Source organism: Pseudoxanthomonas sp. (assembly GCF_051953815.1).
In the GTDB taxonomy this organism is placed as follows: Bacteria; Pseudomonadota; Gammaproteobacteria; order Xanthomonadales; family Xanthomonadaceae; genus Pseudoxanthomonas_A.
Genome location: NZ_JBQCIJ010000004.1, coordinates 55,338 through 71,112, shown reverse-complemented (window position 1 = coordinate 71,112; position 15,775 = coordinate 55,338). Strand labels below are relative to the sequence as shown.

Sequence of the window (15,775 nt, the reverse complement as noted above, 5' to 3'; positions counted from 1 at the left end):
CGCTCAGTGCCCGTCGGAAGGGGAAAGACCGTGGGGCTAATCCCAAGAAGCCAGGCGCCGCTGGTCGGCGTCGATATCAGTTCGACCGCGGTCAAGCTCCTGCAGCTTTCCCGCGTCGGTAACCGTTTCCGCGTGGAGCACTACGCGGTCGAACCGCTGCCGCCCAATGCGGTGGTGGAGAAGAACATCGTCGAGGTCGAGGCCGTCGGCGAGGCCATCCGGCGCGCGGTCACGCGGGCGGGAACCAAGGTCAAGCACGCGGCGGCGGCGGTGGCCGGCTCCGCCGTCATCACCAAGATCATCCCGATGCCCGCCGAGCTGGACGAGAGCGATCTCGAAGCCCAGGTCGAGCTGGAGGCCGTCAACTACATCCCGTACCCGATCGAGGAAGTGAACCTCGACTTCGAAGTGCTCGGCCCGATGCCGAACAATCCGGAGATGGTGCAGGTGCTGCTGGCGGCGTCCCGTTCCGAGAACGTCGAGCTGCGCCAGTCGGCGCTGGAACTCGGCGGGCTGACGGCCAGGGTGATGGACGTGGAGGCCTTCGCGGTCGAGAACGCCTTCGCCCTAATCGCCGACGACCTGCCGATTCCGCAGGATGGCGTGGTGGCGCTGGTCGACATCGGCGCGACCATGACCACCCTCAACGTCCTGCGTCGCGGCCGCAGCCTGTACAGCCGCGAACAGGTGTTCGGCGGCAAGCAGCTCACCGACGAGGTGATGCGCCGCTACGGACTCACCTACGAGGAAGCCGGCCTGGCCAAGCGCCAGGGCGGTCTGCCGGAAAGCTACGAAGTCGAAGTGCTGGAGCCGTTCAAGGAAGCGACCGTCCAGCAGATCAGCCGCCTGCTGCAGTTCTTCTATGCCGGCAGCGAATTCAACCGGGTCGACCAGATCGTGCTGGCCGGCGGTTGCGCCGCGTTGCCGGGCCTGCCGGAGATGGTGGAGGAGCAGCTCGGCGTCCCCACCGTGGTGGCCAATCCGCTTGCGCAGATGACCCTGGGACCGCGCGTCCAGGCGCATGCGCTGGCCCAGGACGCTCCCGCGCTGATGATTGCCACCGGCCTGGCGCTGAGGAGCTTTGACTGATGGCAAGAATCAACCTACTCCCCTGGCGCGCGGAACGGCGCGCCCAGCGGCAGCGTGATTTCTACGCCATGCTGGGGCTGGCCGCGCTGGCCGGCGTGCTGCTGTCGTTCCTGCTCTGGTTCCATTACGACCGCCAGATCAGCGGACAGATCGTGCGCAACGATTTCCTGAAGGACGAGATCCAGAAAGTCGAATCCCAGATCAAGGAAATCGAGACGCTCGACAAGCAGAAGGACCGCCTGCTGGCACGCAAGAAGGTCATCGAGCAGTTGCAGGCCAACCGTTCGCAGATGGTCCATCTGTTCGACTCGCTGGTGCGCACGATTCCCGATGGCGTGGCGCTGTCGAACATCAAGCAGGAAGGCGAGGTCCTGACCCTGGAAGGACGTGCACAGTCCAACGCGCGGGTCAGCGAGTACATGCGCAAGCTGGAAAGCTCCGGCTGGATGACCAAGCCCGATCTGTCGATCATCGAAGCGAAGGAAGAGGACGGCAAGGCGCCGTCCAGCGGGATCAGCCATTCGCTGCCCTATGTCTTCAACCTGCAGGTGCGGTTGGCCAATCCGAATGCCGAAGAAGGCAAGGACGGGCAGGCCACGGCTGTGGATGCTCCGGAAGCCGGCGCCCCGGCCACTCCGCCGGCCTCCGCCGCGTCCGCGCCGGCTCCCGCCGCGACGCCTGCTTCGGCCCCGGCCGATGGACAGGCGGCTCCCGCCCAGGCCCCCGCATCGCAGCCGGCGGCCCCGGCCGCGCCCGCGAACCCGGCCCCGGCGCCCGCCACCAATCCGGGGAATGCGTCATGAGCCAGAAGAAGGCTTCGCTCAAGAATCTCGACATCAACAACATCGGCGCCTGGCCGCAGAACGCCAAGATTGGCTTCTGCGTGATCGTGGGCCTGTTCATCCTGGTCATGGCCTACATGCTGGTCATCCGGGGCAAGAGCGACACGCTCAAGCAACTGGAGCAGGAAGAAAGCTCGCTGCGCCGCGACTACGAGGAAAAGCAGGGCCGTGCCGCCAATCTCGGGCCGCTGAAGCAGCAACTGGCGCAGATGGAGCAGGTGTTGCAGCAGATGCTGCGCCAGCTGCCGAGCAAGACCGAAATGCCGGATCTGATCATCGACATCTCGCAGACGGCGCTGTCCAGCGGCCTGTCCAACGAGCTGTTCCAGCCGGGACCGGAAACGCCGAAGGAGTTCTACGCCGAGAAGCCGATCGCCTTGCGCATGGTCGGCAGCTACCACCAGTTCGGCGCCTTCGTCAGCGGCGTGGCCTCGCTTCCGCGCGTGGTCATCCTGACCATGCATGACATCTCGTTGAAACCCAAGGAAGGCAAGGGAAGCATCACGAGCCGCGGCGCGCTTGAGCTGTCCGGCACCGTGAAGACCTATCGCTATCTCGACGAGAAGGAAATCGAGGAGCAGGAAAAGGCGGCCGCGGACGCGGCAAAGGCAGCGGCGAAATGATCAACATGCATCCCGCCTTCCGCGTCCTCGCGCTGGCCTGCCTGGCCGCATCGCTGGGCGCCTGCGCGCGCGGCGTCACCAGTTCGCCGGGCGACGCACCCAATCTCGAAAAATGGGTCGCCGACGTGCGCGCCCGCCCGGCACCGCCGCTCGACCCGCTGCCGGTGATGGAACAGTTCGAGACGTTCGAATATGCCGCGCAGGGTCTGCGTGACCCGTTCAGTGACGCGTGGAGCAATGCGGACAATGGTGGCCTGCGGCCGGATCCGAACCGCCGCAAGGAAACCCTGGAACAATACCCGCTGGACAGCCTGGACATGGTGGGGACCATCGGCAAGGGATCGGGTCTGGTCGCGCTGGTGATGGCGCCGGACAAGGTGACCTACCGGATCCGACCGGGCAATTACTTGGGACAGAGCGATGGTCGCGTCACCGCGGTGCGGGAAGACGGCATCGAACTGGTCGAACTGGTGCCGGATGGCGCAGGCGGCTGGCTGGAACGCCCCGCCTCGGTCGCGCTTGAAGAACAATGATTGGGGGAAACACGATGACCGCTTCAAACGCTAATGGCCTGCGGCCGTCCCGGCGCCTGGCTTCGCTCAGGATCCAGGGCCTGGGACTTGCCATCGGGCTGCTGGCAGCCGCCAGCGCGGCCGGTGCGGCGAACCCGGTACCCCAACAGGCCGCGGCGCCCGCCACGGCATCGGCCGGGACACCGGTGACCGGCAAGGTCGCCATCACCAACATCGACTTCAGAAGGGGCGATGACGGTGCCGGCAGGCTGGTGGTCAAGTTCGATCGCGCCGGTGCGGCGCCCGACCTGCGCAACCTGGGTTCCTCGGTGGTCGTCGATGTCGGCAATGCGGACATTCCCGCATCGCTGCAGCGTGGCCTGAACGTGGTCGACTTCGCGACGCCGGTCCAACGCGTCGATGCCCGCCCCAGCGGCAAGGGCACCCAGTTGGTGCTGAGCACGCAGGGGGCCTTCGAGTCGCTCGCCTATCAGACCGGCAACGAGTACGTGGTGGAAATCGCGCCGCGTGCCGACAAGCCCGCGATGGGCGCGTCGGGTGGTTCGGCGGCCGGGGCCGTGGCCAGCGCCGCGGCCAAGGTGGCCGCCACGCAGAATGCGCGCGCCTACGGCGGACGTCCGGTCACCTTCAACTTCCAGGACGTGCCGGTCCGCACCGTGCTGCAGTTGATCGCCGAAGAATCCAATCTCAACATCGTCGCTTCCGACACCGTGCAGGGCAACGTGACCCTGCGCCTGGTCAACGTCCCGTGGGACCAGGCGCTGGACATCGTTCTGCGCGCCAAGGGGCTGGACAAGCGTCGTGATGGTGGCGTGATCTGGGTGGCGCCGCAGCCGGAGCTGGCGAAGTTCGAGCAGGACAAGGAAGACGCCCGCATCGCGATCGAGAACCGCGAGGATCTGGTCACCGACTACATCCAGATCAACTATCACAACGCGGCGGCCATCTTCAAAGCCATCACCGAGGCCAAGGGCATCGGCAACTCCGGCAGTTCGGGTGGTTCGGGACCTGGCGGACAACAGCAGGAGAACAGCTTCCTGTCGCCGCGCGGTCGAATCGTCGCCGACGAGCGCACCAACACGCTGATGATCAGCGACATCCCGAAGAAGATCGCGCAGATGCGCGAGCTGATCAGCGTCATCGATCGGCCGGTCGACCAGGTGCTGATCGAAGGCCGCATCGTCATCGCCACCGACACCTTCGCCCGCGATCTCGGCGCCAAGTTCGGCATCGGTGGCCGCCGCAGTTTCAACAACGGCGACAACACCGGCACGATTGGCAGCGGGGTTCCGGATGCCGGTGGTGCGACCACACCCGCCACTCGGGGCCTGAACGTCAATCTGCCGGCCAAGACCTACACACTGGGCAACCCGGCCTCGATCGCCTATACGCTGCTGGGCCGCAACTTCAATCTGGACATCGAACTGCAGGCATTGCAGGAAGAAGGCCGGGGCGAGGTCATCTCCAATCCGCGCCTGGTCACCACCAACCAGCGTGAAGCGGTCATCAAGCAGGGCCGTGAAGTGGGCTACCTGACGGTGACCGGCGGCGGCACCGGCGTGTTGACGCCCACCGTGCAGTTCAAGGAAGCGCTTCTGGAGTTGAAGGTGGTGCCGACCATCACCAACGACAATCGCGTGTTCCTTGCCCTGAACGTCAAGAAGGACGAAGTGCTGCGATTCATCGATCTTGGCGATTTTGGTTCGGTCCCCGAAATCGCAAAGCGTGAAATCAACACAGCAGTCCTGGTCGACGACGGCCAGACCGTGGTCATCGGCGGTGTCTACGAGTTCACCGATCGCACCAGCATTTCCAAGGTGCCATTCCTGGGTGACATTCCTTTCCTGGGCAACCTGTTCAAGAAGAAGGGACGCAGCAAGGAAAAGGCCGAGCTGTTGATCTTCGTGACTCCGAAGGTCCTGCGGGTCGCTCAGCAGCAGGCGATGTCCCGCGTCGGCGACTGAACATCCAGCACAGGGACGCACGGAATATCACGGACGGGGGCCTTGCGCCCCCGTCTGCTTTTCCGGACGCCGGGTCGCCCCGGCGCGTGCACGCGATCTGAACCGGCGGCGGACGGGACCTGAACCAATCCGTCGCGCTTGGGTCAAAATGGCCCTCCAATCGCCATGCCGCCGCCCCATGGAAGAATCCGCCGCCGTCTCCCTCCCATCCGAGGCCAATCGCCTGCACGCCGCCTTCACGGCGCTGCGGCAGGACCTGGCCGACACCATCGTCGGCCAGGCCGCGCTGATCGAGCGCCTGCTGATCGCATTGCTGGCGGATGGCCACCTGCTGGTCGAGGGGGCGCCCGGACTGGCCAAGACCACGGCGGTGCGGGCGTTGGCGGGACGGCTGGAGGCGGACTTCGCCCGGGTCCAGTTCACCCCGGACCTGCTGCCGGCCGACCTGACCGGAACCGAGGTATGGCGCCCCCAGGACGGCCGTTTCGAGTTCCAGCCCGGCCCGATTTTCCACCCGCTGTTGCTGGCCGACGAGATCAACCGCGCGCCGGCAAAGGTGCAGTCGGCACTGCTGGAGGCCATGGGCGAACGCCAGGTCACGGTCGGGCGGCACACCTATCCGTTGCCGGCCCTGTTCCTGGTGATGGCCACCCAGAACCCGATCGAACAGGAAGGCACGTTCCCGTTGCCCGAAGCCCAGCTGGACCGGTTCCTGATGCATGTGCGGATCGGTTATCCCGAAGCGTCGGCGGAGGCAGAAATCCTGCGTCTGGCGCGGGAACGCGCGCGTGAGACGCTCCAGCCGGCGCCGGTTTCCATAACCCGGATGCCTCAGGAGGATGTGTTCGCGGCCCGCAAGGCGGTGCTCGACCTGCACGTCGCCCCGCAGCTCGAACGCTATCTCATCGAACTCGTGCTCGCTTCGCGCGAGGCCGCCCGCTACGACGCCGCCTTGGCCCGGCGCATCGCCTGGGGCGCGAGCCCGCGCGGTTCGATCGCGCTGGAACGGTGCGCGCGGGCGCGCGCCTGGCTGGCGGGGCGCGACTACGTGACGCCGGAGGACGTGCGCGCGATTGCCCCGGATGTACTGCGCCATCGCGTGCTGCCCAGCTATGAGGCCACCGCCGAGGGCTGGGATGGCGATCGTCTGGTCGCGGCGCTGCTCGACGTCGTACCGCTGCCCTGAGCCGAACCGGCATGGCGACGAGCGGCGACGGCATCGCGCCCACCCTGGCCGAACTGGTGGCGCTGCGGGCAACCGCGCAGCGGCGGAAACCCGCGCGGCAGGGTCGGCATTCCATCACCGGGCCCGCCGCTTCCAGCCTGCGCGGACGGGGCATGGAATACGCCGAATCCCGCGAATACGTCCCCGGCGACGACGTGCGCCATATCGATTGGCGGCTGACCGCGCGCAGCGGGCGCACCCATACCAAGCTGTTCCAGGCCGAGCGCGAGCGGCTAACATTGATCGTGGCCGATACTTCGCCGCGGCTGTACTTCGGCACACGCGTGCGTTTCAAATCGACCCAGGCCGCACGCGCCGGCGCGGTGGCGGTGTGGAGTGCCGTCCGCGATGGCGATCGCGTCGCCGCGCTGCGTGGCACGACCGCCGAAGCGCCGGTGCCACCAGCCTCCGGTACGCGAGGCGCCTTGCGGGTGCTCGACGCGCTGGTGCGGTGGTACGCGCGTCCGCCCGCCGACGACCAGGGACTTGCCGTGGCGCTGGACCATGCGGCGCGCCTGTTGCGCCCGGGCTCGCGGATGATCGTGCTGGCCGATCCGCACAGCATCGCGTCGATACCGGAGAGTGACTGGCCACGATGGGCCGCGCATCACGAGATCAGCGTATTGCTGCTGTTCGATGCGCTGGAAGCCACGCCGCCGGACGCCTCGCTGCCTTTCCAGGTGGGCGAGCATCGGGTCCAGCTGGATCTGGCCGATGTCGCGCAGCGTCAACGCTGGGCGCAGTCCTTCTCGGAGCCGGTGGAAACGGCGGTACGCAATCTGCCCCGACGCGGAGTGCGTGCGTACGCGCTGCGCGGTGACGCGCCCAGTGAATCCTGGCTGCCGGCGGGCGGCGCGACCCCGCAGGTGGCGTGATGAAACCGGCGGAACTGGTCCTGCGGGATGTCCATCTGCCGGCCGCACCGGCCTGGTGGCCACCGGCCCCCGGCTGGTGGGCGCTGGTGGGCTTGCTTGGGCTGATCGCGCTGTTCCTGTTCCTGCACCAATGGCGTCGCCGTCGTCGCCAGCGGGAATGGGCGCGCTGGTTCGATCTGGCCGGCCAGGCAGCGACGCCGGCCGCGCAGGTCGCGGCGATGTCGGATCTGTTGCGCCGCGCGGCGCGCCGCGTCGACCCGCATGCGGATCGTTTGCGGGAAGAGGATTGGCTGGCTTTCCTGGATGGTGGGAAGACGGCCGCGTTCTCGCAGGGCGACGGCCGGCTGCTGCTGGACGGAGGTTACCGTCCGCAGGTGGATGCCGAAGCGGTGGCGCGCCTGCGTGCCGTGGCGCGCGCGCGCTTCCTCGAGCTGATGGCGGGACGGCGATGATCGGCGACTGGCCCTGGTGGCAGGCGTTGCGCGACGCGTATGCCGGTTTCGCCTGGCCGTGGATGTGGCTGGCGTTTCCGTTGCCATGGCTGACCCGCTGGTTGCTGCCTCCGGTTCGCGGCACCTCGGCGGCGCTGCGTGTTCCCTATGGCGGACAACTGCGATCGATCGCGAACGTCCACGGATTCCGGCGCCAGCGCCGGGTGGCCGCATTGGCGTGGCTGGCCTGGTTCCTGTTGTGCGCGGCGGCGGCGCGGCCGCAGACATTCGGCGAGGCGATCACGCCACCGCATGCCGGTCGCGATCTGATGCTGGCGGTCGATCTGTCCGGCAGCATGAGCGAAGCCGACATGGAGCTGGGCGGCGGCGTGGTGGATCGCCTGACCGCGGCCAAGGCGGTACTGGCCGATTTCCTCGATCGCCGCGGCGGCGACCGGGTGGGATTGCTGGTGTTCGGCCAGCGCGCCTACGCCCTGACGCCGCTGACCCTGGATCTGCAGAGCGTGCGGGAACAGCTGCGGGACAGCGTGGTGGGACTGGCCGGCCGGGAAACGGCGCTGGGTGATGCGATCGGGTTGGCGGTGAAACGACTGGCGGCGCAGGAGAAAGGCCAGCGCGTGCTGATCCTGTTGACCGACGGCGTGAACACGGCCGGCATGCTGGAGCCGCTGAAGGCGGCCGAACTCGCCGCGCAGGCGCATGTGCGCGTGCACACCATCGCTTTCGGTGGCGGCGGCATGACGTCGTTCTTCGGCATGGCGGTGCCGTTGCCGGGCGCGGGAGGCGAGGAAATCGACGAAGCCACCCTGCGTCGCATCGCCGAAATGACCGGAGGCCGTTCCTTCCGTGCCCGCGACATCGAACAACTGGCGAGCATCTACGCGGAGCTGGATCGGCTCGAACCGGTGACCCAGCCCGGCGAACAGGTGCGTCCGCGCGTGGAGCGCTACGCCCTGCCTTTGCTGGCCGCGCTGTGCGTCGGCCTGCTCGGCTTCGCGCTGCCACGGAGGCATTCATGATGACCTGGCTGGCGTCGCTGCATTTCCTGCGTCCGCATGCGCTGTGGCTGTTGCTGCTGGCGCCGCTGCTGGTCTGGGGCTGGCGGTTCCGCCAGCGGCGCTCGAACGTATGGCGGCAGGTGGTGGATCCGCATCTGCTGCCGCATCTGCTCGCCGGAACCGGACGCGCCGGCTGGGGGGCATTGACGCTGTTGCTCCTGGGCTACGTGCTGGCGGTGTTGGCCTTGGCCGGTCCCAGTACCAGGCAGGGCGAGCAACCGTTGTGGGAGCAGCGCGCACCGCTGGTCGTCGCGCTGGATCTGTCCAGCGCGACCCAGGCGGCCGATCTTCCGCCATCGCGGTTGCTGCAGGCGCGCGGCAAGCTGGCCACATTGCTGCGGCAGCGCCAAGGGGGGCAGATCGCCCTTGTCGCGTTCGCCGGAGACGCCTTCACCGTGGCGCCGTTGACCGAGGACGCGGGCAACGTGGCGCTGTTTCTCGACGCATTGACGCCTGAGGTGATGCCGGCCGACGGCCAGCGCGTGGATCGCGCCATCACCTGGTCGACGAAGCTGCTGAAACAGGCGGGCTTCCGCGAGGGCGGGATCCTGTTGATCGGCGATCACGCGGACGCTTCCGCGCTCGAGGCGGCCTCGCAGGCCGCGCAGCAGGGTTACCGCGTCTCCGTGCTCGGGCTGGGCAGTCCCGCCGGTACCGCGTATCGCGCCCGCGACGGATCGCTGGGCCGCGCGCGGCTGGACGCGGCGTCGCTGGGCCAGTTGGCGGCCCGTGGCGGCGGACGGTTCCAGCCGTTGTCACGCGATGATTCGGATCTGGAGGCGCTGGGCGTGCTGACACCGGACAGTCTGGACGCCTCCCGTGCGTCGGGCGGACGCGGCAGGGACTGGCTGGACGAAGGCTACTGGCTGTTGCCGCCGCTGATGCTGCTGGCGTTGTTCGCGTTCCGGCGCGGCGCGGTGCTGGTCGTGTTCGGCACCTGTTCGCTGCTGTGGGCGATGCCGTCGCAGGCGGCGGACGGCGGCTGGTGGCGCCGGGCGGATCAACAGCAGCACGCCCGCTTGGAGCAGGGCGTCCAGGCCTATCGGAATGGAGACTTCGCCGCGGCGGAGCAGGCCTTCGCCGGCCAGGACAGCGCCGAGGCGCAGTACAACCTGGGCAATGCGCTGGCCAAGCAGGGCAAGTACGACCAGGCCGTCGACGCCTATGACAGGGCCCTGCGCAAGCAGCCGGGGATGCCCGACGCAATCGCCAATCGCGGCGTGGTCGAGCGCGCGCGCCAGCGGCAGCAGGGGCAGGGGCAGTCCGGCAAGGATTCGTCCGGACGTGGCGCGGGCAACGCCGGCAACTCGCCGAACGCGTCACGCGCGGCCGGCAACGCCAAGCCCGCGTCGACGCCGCCGCCGCCCAATTCGCAATCCACTCCGTCCTCCGAGCCGGCGCAATCGCAAGCGCAAGCGCAAGCGCAAGCTCGTCCATCGCAACCGCGAACGACGGAACCGCCTTCGGAGTCCGCCGCGGATCCGAAGGCGCAACAGGCCGCGGACGCCGCGCAGCGCGAGCGCATGCGCCAGGCACTGGCCCGACAATCGCGCGGCCAGGACGGAAAGCCGGTGACGGGACAGGCGGCCGCGGACGAGACCCCCGAGCAACGCGAGCGCCGGCAGGCGTTGCAGGCCTGGCTGAAGCGGGTGCCGGATGATCCGGGCGGCCTGTTGAAGGCCAAATTCCAGGTGGAACACGAGCGTCGGATGAGGGAAGGGCAATGAAACCGTGGTGGTCGCGCGTACTGGGCGTGTGGGTGTGGCTGATGCTGGCCTTGGCGCCCGGAGTCGCGCAGGCGCAGGTCCAGGCCAAACTGGATCGCAATCCCGTCGACCTGGGCGATGCCGTGGTGTTGAGCATCGAATCGACCGGCGCGGCGGCGGCACCCGATCTGACCCCGCTGATGCAGGACTTCGAACTGCTGGACCAGACCAGCGGACGCTCGCTGGGCATCGTCAACGGTGTCAGCAGCTCACGGATGATTTACCAGATCACCCTGCAACCCCGCCGTGACGGCAACCTGGTCATTCCCGCGTTGCAGGTCGGCAGGCAGCGCACCGCACCCATCGCGCTGACGGTGCGGCCCGCGCCACCGGTGGCCACGCGCGCCGGCAACGCGGATGTTTTCCTCGAAACCGAAGTGGATGACGCGTCGCCCTTCGTCCAGCAGAGCGTGGGCGTGGTGCTGCGCCTGTTCTATGGCGTGCCGCTGATGTCGGGCGAACTGGATCTGGACGCGCCTGACGGCGCCGTGTTGCAGAAGGTCGGCGACGACGTGCAGGGCAGCCGCGAAATCAACGGTCGCCGCTACAACCTGATCGAACGCCGCTTCCTGCTCGTGCCCGAGCGCAGCGGCACGCTGACCCTGCCCGCGCCCCGCTTCAACGGACGTGGCGCGGGCGGCTGGTTCGATGATCTGGTGGGCAACGGCCGTCGCGAGTTGCGCGTGGCCGGTTCGCCGCGCGCGCTGAGCGTGCGCCCGCAGCCGGCGGGCGCGCCGCAGCCCTGGTTGCCGCTTCGGGATCTGCGTTTGCGCTATGTCGGTGCGCCGACGTCCGCGCGTGTCGGTGAAGCCGCAACCCTGATTGTCGAGGGCGTCGCCCAGGGCGCCACCCAGGCACAGCTGCCGGAAATCCCGGCACCGTCGGTGCCGGGGGCGCAGGTGTTCGCCGAACCCGTCCAGTACGACGAGACGTTCTCCGGCGGTACGCCGCAGGTGAAATGGACCCAGCGCTACGCGGTGGTGCCGGATCGGCCGGGCCGCCTGACCATCGCCGGTCTGGGCATTCCGTGGTGGGATGTGACGGCGGGCGCCGCGAAGACGGCCCGGCTGCCGGATCTGCCGTTGCAGGTCGGTGCCGGATCACCCGCGGGTGCCGCGCCGGCGAGCACGCAAGCCCCCGGAGCGGCGCTGGACATCAACGGTGGCGCGCCAGCGTTGGGCCAGGTGAACGAGCGGATCTGGCCCTGGCTGGCGGTGGGATTCGCGGTGCTCTGGCTGATCACGCTGCTGTGGGCGTTGCAGCGTCGGCGCGCGCCGGCGCCGCCCGCCAGGCAGGCGGCGCCGGGTCACCCGACGTCGCCGGCGCATCACACGCTGCCGGATCTCAAGCGCGCGCTGGACACCGGCAGCCTGGACGACGTAGGCGAGGTATTGCGCGGCATGGCTGCTCCGCCCGCCGCGGATCTGGATGAACTGGTGCGGCGGTTGCAGGCCATCGAGCAACGCGACGCGGTGGAACTCCTGCGGCGGGCGCGCTGGGCCGATGGCGACGGCAGCGCCGCCCGCGCCGCCCTGCGAGCGGCCTTCGCGCGCGGCCCCCGCTGGATGGACGTGGCGGAGCCTCCGCAGGCGCCACTGCCGCCGCTGTATCCGGCGCCGGGGCGGCGCTGACGCAGGCGCACAACAGCCGGGTAGGGCAGGTTTGCTAAGCTGGATGCTTCGTTCCTAAGGCCCGCCACATGACCGAAGCCCCGACCACCGGCAAGAACAAGCTACCGCTGCACTGGAAGATGGCGATCGGTTTCATCGCCGGCCTGGCAATGGGATTGCTGGTGTACATGACGGGGATCGGGCAGTTGACGGCCGCAGGAGCCGGCAATCCGGCCTGCGTGGCGGGGGCCGCCGATCTGCCCTGGCAGTGCATGCCGTGGGTCCAGCTGATCACCAGTTATGTGACCGGGCCGATCGGGCAGCTGTTCCTCAACCTGATCTTCATGCTGGTGGTGCCGCTGCTGTTCTCGGCGCTGGTGGTCGGCGTGTCCGAGATGGGCGACATCCGCGCGTTCGGCCGGGTGGGCTGGCGGACACTGGGCTACACCGTGCTGATGTCCTCGATTGCCGTGATCCTGGGCCTGCTGCTGGTCAACTGGCTGCAACCGGGCAGCGGCATCGATCGCGAGACGGCGCAGCACCTGCTGGCCGAGGGCGCGCAACGCGCCAGCGCCATCGTCGCCAGCACGCACGAGCAGCCGCACGGGCTCGACATGCTGCTGTCGATCGTGCCGGACAACGTCATCAAGGCCGCCGCCGACAACACCATCCTGGCGGTGATGTTCTTCGCGTTGATGCTGGGCATCGGCATGGTGCTGACGCCCGGCAAGGCCACCGACACCCTGCGCGAGGGCATCCAGGGCCTGTTCGACGTGTCGATGACGCTGATCGGCCTGGTGATCCGGCTGGCCCCGTACGCGGTGTTCTGCTTCATGTTCGACCTGGCCGCGAAGTTCGGCTGGGACCTGCTGTTCAAGCTCGCCAGCTATGTCGGCGTGGTGGTGCTGGCACTCGCGCTGCATCTGTTCGTGGTCTATTCGATCGCCCTGCGCGCCATCGGCGGCTATTCGCCGCGCGCGTTCTTCCGCGGTACCCAGGAAGCGATGGTGCTGGCGTTCTCCACCGCCTCCAGCAACGCCACCCTGCCGACCTCGCTGCGCGTGGCCGAAGAGAAGCTCGGCCTGCCGCCGCGCATCTCGCGTTTCGTGCTGACCGTCGGCGCCACCGCCAACCAGAACGGCACCGCGCTGTTCGAAGGCGTGACGGTGATCTTCCTGGCCCAGTTCTTCGGCGTGGATCTCAGCCTGTTCCAGCAGGTGCTGGTGATGCTGGTGTGCATCCTCGGCGGCATCGGTACCGCCGGCGTGCCCTCCGGTTCGCTGCCGGTGGTGGCGATGATCTGCGGCATGGTCGGCGTGCCGCCGCAGGGCATCGGCCTGATCCTGGGCGTCAACCATTTCCTCGACATGTGCCGCACCACCCTCAACGTCACCGGCGACATCGCCATCGCGGCGATGGTGTCCAAGGGCGAAACCGAGCGCGGGCACGCCTGAGCCGGGGAACGGCATTGGAATCGTGTGTCCCGACGCCCCGCTGACCGCGGGGCGTCGGTGTTTGCGCCCGCACCACACTGAAGACAGGAAATTCTAGGTTTCCGCAAGTGACTGATTCGAGAGGAGTTTCGATAGAACCGGCGGTTCCGCCGTTTCAGTCCGGCCGGCGGTCTATGGGACAATGAGCGGCCCGCATTCCGGCGCGCCACTTCCAAGTCCCTACCCCTCATGACGACGCCCACCCGCCGCCAGCTCGCCAACGCCATCCGCTTCCTCGCCGCCGACGCGGTGGAAACCGCCAAATCCGGCCATCCCGGCATGCCCATGGGCATGGCCGACATCGCCGAAGTGCTGTGGAACGATTACCTGAGCCATAGCCCGAAGAACCCGCACTGGTTCAACCGCGATCGCTTCATCCTGTCCAACGGTCACGGCTCGATGCTGCAGTACGCGCTGCTGCACCTGAGCGGCTACGACCTGCCGCTGGAAGAGCTCAAGCACTTCCGTCAACTGCACAGCAAGACCGCCGGCCATCCGGAACGCCACGAAACCCCCGGCGTCGAGACCACCACCGGTCCGCTGGGACAGGGCTTCGCCAACGCGGTCGGTTTCGCCCTGGCCGAGAAGCTGCTGGCGCAGCGCTTCAATCGCCCCGAGTTCGAAATCGTCGACCACCGCACCTGGGTGTTCATGGGCGATGGCTGCCTGATGGAAGGCGTGTCGCACGAAGCCGCTTCGCTGGCCGGCACCTGGGGCCTGAACAAGCTGGTCTGCTTCTGGGACGACAACCACATCTCGATCGACGGCAACACCAACGGCTGGTTCACCGACGACACCCCGGCCCGCTTCGAGGCGTATGGCTGGCAGGTGGTGCGCAACGTCAACGGCCATGATCCGGTCGAGATCAAGGCCGCGATCGAGACCGCGCTGAAGTCGGAAGACAAGCCGGTGCTGATCTGCTGCCGCACCACGATCGGTTTCGGTTCGCCGAACAAGGCCGGCAAGGAATCCTCGCACGGCGCCCCGCTGGGCAAGGAAGAGCTGGAAGCCACCCGCAAGGCGCTGGACTGGCCGTACGGCCCGTTCGAGATTCCGCAGGAAATCTACGACGGCTGGCGCGCCGGCAACTCGGGCCTGGTGCGCGAGGAGCAGTGGAACATGCTGTTCGACAAGTACGCCGCGCAGTATCCGGAGCAGGCCGCCGAACTGAGCCGCCGCTCGCATGGCGAACTGCCGGAAGGCTTCCTGGCGGCTGCCGACGCCTTCATCGCCAAGACCCAGGCCGAAGGCCCGGTGATCGCATCGCGCAAAGCCTCGCAGCTGGCCATCGAAGCATTCGCGCCGCTGCTGCCGGAAATGATCGGCGGCTCCGCGGACCTGGCGCACTCCAACCTGACCCTGTGGAAGGCCAGCAAGTCCGTCGCCAGCGATGATCCGAACGCCAACTACGTGTACTACGGCGTGCGCGAGTTCGGCATGACCGCGATCAGCAACGGCCTGGCCCTGCACGGCGGTTTCCTGCCGTTCGACGCGACCTTCCTTGTGTTCAGCGACTACGCGCGCAACGCCGTGCGCATGAGCGCGCTGATTCCCGCGCATGCGATCCATGTCTATACCCACGACTCGATCGGCCTGGGCGAGGACGGTCCGACCCACCAGCCGGTCGAGCACCTGGCGTCGCTGCGCTACATCCACAACAACGACGTGTGGCGTCCGTGCGACGCGGTCGAGTCCGCGGTCGCGTGGAAGGCGGCGATTGTCCGTCGCGATGGTCCGAGCTGCCTGATCTTCTCGCGCCAGAACCTGCCGCACCAGGCGCGCAGCGAGGCGCAGGTGGCCGACATCGCGCGCGGCGGTTACGTGCTGGCCGACGCCGCCGGTACGCCGGACGTGATCCTGATCGCGACCGGTTCGGAAGTGGGCCTGGCGACGCAGGCCAAGGCGCTGCTGGACGCGGAAGGCATCCAGACCCGCGTGGTGTCGATGCCGTCGACCGACGTGTTCGATCGCCAGCCGGCCGAGTACCGCGAAGCGGTGTTGCCGAAGGCGGTGCGCAAGCGCGTGGCGGTGGAAGCGGCGACGGTCGATTTCTGGCGCAAGTACGTTGGCCTGGATGGCGCGGTCGTGGGCATGGAGAGCTTCGGCGCCTCGGCGCCGGCGGAGGCGCTGTACAAGCACTTCGGGATCACGGTCGAGAAGGTGGTCGAGGCGGCGAAGTCGTTGGCTTGATTTAGGCTGCGCTGTTCGAACTGAAAAAGCCGGGCGTTGCCCGGCTTTTTTCTTG

13 protein-coding genes are annotated in these 15,775 nt (G+C 68.0%); all 13 read left to right on the top strand.

Going from position 1 to position 15,775, the window contains the following annotated elements; translation table 11 throughout:
- The first annotated feature begins 30 nt into the window (after positions 1-30).
- The 13 genes from ACTHN1_RS01495 to tkt all read left to right on the top strand — a co-directional run bounded on the left by ACTHN1_RS01495 (position 31) and on the right by tkt (position 15,720).
- Positions 31-1,089: a pilus assembly protein PilM gene (locus tag ACTHN1_RS01495; RefSeq protein WP_440469205.1), complete on the top strand. Its 1,059-nt coding sequence runs from the start codon at positions 31-33 to the stop codon at positions 1,087-1,089.
- Positions 1,089-1,892, top strand: a complete 804-nt coding sequence (locus tag ACTHN1_RS01490) for a PilN domain-containing protein (RefSeq protein ID WP_440469204.1) — start codon at positions 1,089-1,091, stop codon at positions 1,890-1,892. The genes ACTHN1_RS01495 and ACTHN1_RS01490 overlap by 1 nt, the downstream gene beginning before the upstream one ends.
- On the top strand, positions 1,889-2,554 hold the full coding sequence (locus ACTHN1_RS01485) for a type 4a pilus biogenesis protein PilO (protein WP_440469203.1): 666 nt from the start codon (positions 1,889-1,891) through the stop codon (positions 2,552-2,554). The genes ACTHN1_RS01490 and ACTHN1_RS01485 overlap by 4 nt, the downstream gene beginning before the upstream one ends.
- Before the next feature lie 5 nt (positions 2,555-2,559).
- Positions 2,560-3,087: a pilus assembly protein PilP gene (locus tag ACTHN1_RS01480; RefSeq protein ID WP_440469202.1), complete on the top strand. Its 528-nt coding sequence runs from the start codon at positions 2,560-2,562 to the stop codon at positions 3,085-3,087.
- Positions 3,088-3,101: 14 nt separating this feature from the next.
- Positions 3,102-5,051: a type IV pilus secretin PilQ gene (locus ACTHN1_RS01475; RefSeq protein ID WP_440469201.1), complete on the top strand. Its 1,950-nt coding sequence runs from the start codon at positions 3,102-3,104 to the stop codon at positions 5,049-5,051.
- Between the two features lie 178 nt (positions 5,052-5,229).
- On the top strand, positions 5,230-6,237 hold the full coding sequence (locus ACTHN1_RS01470) for an AAA family ATPase (RefSeq protein WP_440469200.1): 1,008 nt from the start codon (positions 5,230-5,232) through the stop codon (positions 6,235-6,237).
- Between the two features lie 11 nt (positions 6,238-6,248).
- Positions 6,249-7,151, top strand: coding sequence for a DUF58 domain-containing protein (locus ACTHN1_RS01465; RefSeq protein WP_440469199.1), 903 nt, complete (start codon positions 6,249-6,251; stop codon positions 7,149-7,151).
- Complete coding sequence (locus ACTHN1_RS01460) at positions 7,151-7,603, top strand: DUF4381 family protein (protein WP_440469198.1); 453 nt, start codon at positions 7,151-7,153, stop codon at positions 7,601-7,603. The genes ACTHN1_RS01465 and ACTHN1_RS01460 overlap by 1 nt, the downstream gene beginning before the upstream one ends.
- On the top strand, positions 7,600-8,622 hold the full coding sequence (locus tag ACTHN1_RS01455; RefSeq protein WP_440469197.1) for a vWA domain-containing protein: 1,023 nt from the start codon (positions 7,600-7,602) through the stop codon (positions 8,620-8,622). The genes ACTHN1_RS01460 and ACTHN1_RS01455 overlap by 4 nt, the downstream gene beginning before the upstream one ends.
- Positions 8,619-10,388, top strand: a complete 1,770-nt coding sequence (locus ACTHN1_RS01450) for a tetratricopeptide repeat protein (RefSeq protein WP_440469196.1) — start codon at positions 8,619-8,621, stop codon at positions 10,386-10,388. The genes ACTHN1_RS01455 and ACTHN1_RS01450 overlap by 4 nt, the downstream gene beginning before the upstream one ends.
- The gene (locus tag ACTHN1_RS01445; protein WP_440469195.1) at positions 10,385-12,058 is read left to right on the top strand and encodes a BatD family protein; all 1,674 of its coding nucleotides are present in this window, start codon (positions 10,385-10,387) and stop codon (positions 12,056-12,058) included. The genes ACTHN1_RS01450 and ACTHN1_RS01445 overlap by 4 nt, the downstream gene beginning before the upstream one ends.
- Before the next feature lie 68 nt (positions 12,059-12,126).
- Positions 12,127-13,491 carry a dicarboxylate/amino acid:cation symporter gene (locus tag ACTHN1_RS01440; RefSeq protein WP_440469194.1) on the top strand — a complete coding sequence of 455 codons (1,365 nt, stop codon included), beginning with the start codon at positions 12,127-12,129 and terminating at the stop codon, positions 13,489-13,491.
- Positions 13,492-13,719: 228 nt separating this feature from the next.
- On the top strand, positions 13,720-15,720 hold the full coding sequence (tkt, locus tag ACTHN1_RS01435) for a transketolase (RefSeq protein ID WP_440469193.1): 2,001 nt from the start codon (positions 13,720-13,722) through the stop codon (positions 15,718-15,720).
- Positions 15,721-15,775: the final 55 nt, after the last annotated feature.